This window comes from Fructilactobacillus sp. X2R5C3 (genome assembly GCF_059901325.1).
Map to the genome: position 1 here is coordinate 1 of NZ_JBWXUY010000078.1, position 233 is coordinate 233.

A 233-nucleotide genomic window follows, 5' to 3' on the forward strand; every position below is an offset into this window, starting at 1 on the left:
CATGGAGGACGTCGTTCAAGTCGGCGCTAGCGGACCTTTGCAAAGGGTTGCATTTGCCGTTGCAACAGGGGCGTCGCAACCTCACAACGACGGAGCTGAAGGACGCCCTCAAGACCTCACTAACCACGCGTCACGTCACGCTCTCGCTCGAAGAGCTGTCCGGGAACAATGTGAGCAAGCGACTCGTCGATTTTTTGCGTGAGCTGCTCAACGACACTCGTGTGGTTCTGCTT

1 protein-coding gene is annotated in these 233 nt (G+C 57.1%); it reads left to right on the plus strand.

Annotation, left to right across the window (positions count from 1 at the left end):
• Nucleotides 1-53 precede the first annotated feature (53 nt).
• On the plus strand, nt 54-233 hold a 180-nt coding region (locus tag AC6UDE_RS07235), incomplete at its 3' end, for a hypothetical protein (protein ID WP_500697069.1).